A 529-nucleotide genomic window follows, 5' to 3' on the forward strand; every position below is an offset into this window, starting at 1 on the left:
ACCAATAATGGAGAGGTGTCCGAGTGGTTTAAGGAGCTGGTCTTGAAAACCAGTGACTCCGAAAGGGGCCGTGGGTTCGAATCCCACCCTCTCCGCCAAATGCCCAGATAGCTCAGTCGGTAGAGCAGGGGACTGAAAATCCCCGTGTCGGTGGTTCGATTCCGCCTCTGGGCACCATATGATTATGGCGGTATAGCTTAGTTGGCTAGAGCGTTCGGTTCATACCCGAAAGGTCACAGGTTCGACTCCTGTTACCGCTACCATACAAAGTGGACCTTTAGCTCAGTTGGTTAGAGCGCCCGGCTCATAACCGGTAGGTCCGGGGTTCGAGTCCCTGAAGGTCCACCACTTTTATATAAAGATTATTACCGAGGTGTAGCGCAGTTTGGTAGCGCACGTGGTTTGGGACCATGGGGCCGGGGGTTCGAGTCCCTCCACCTCGACCAATTATGGTGGGTATAGCTCAGTTGGTTAGAGCGCCAGATTGTGGCTCTGGAGGTCGTGAGTTCGACTCTCATTATCCACCCCA

The 529-nt window shown here is 53.9% G+C and carries 6 tRNA genes; all 6 read left to right on the plus strand.

Features of this window, described 5'->3' with window-relative positions:
- Window positions 1-9: 9 nt before the first annotated feature.
- Window positions 10-98, plus strand: a tRNA-Ser gene (locus tag ABFX13_RS14640).
- A 3-nt stretch (window positions 99-101) separates the two neighbouring features.
- Window positions 102-177: transfer RNA gene (locus tag ABFX13_RS14645), tRNA-Phe, on the plus strand.
- A 9-nt stretch (window positions 178-186) separates the two neighbouring features.
- Window positions 187-263: transfer RNA gene (locus ABFX13_RS14650), tRNA-Met, on the plus strand.
- 8 nt (window positions 264-271) lie between these two features.
- A tRNA-Ile gene (locus tag ABFX13_RS14655) sits at window positions 272-348 on the plus strand.
- 21 nt (window positions 349-369) lie between these two features.
- A tRNA-Pro gene (locus ABFX13_RS14660) sits at window positions 370-446 on the plus strand.
- Between the two features lie 6 nt (window positions 447-452).
- Window positions 453-529 (plus strand) — tRNA-His (locus ABFX13_RS14665).

It is taken from the genome of Paraclostridium tenue (assembly GCF_039521565.1).
Lineage (GTDB): Bacteria > Bacillota > Clostridia > Peptostreptococcales > Peptostreptococcaceae > Paraclostridium > Paraclostridium tenue.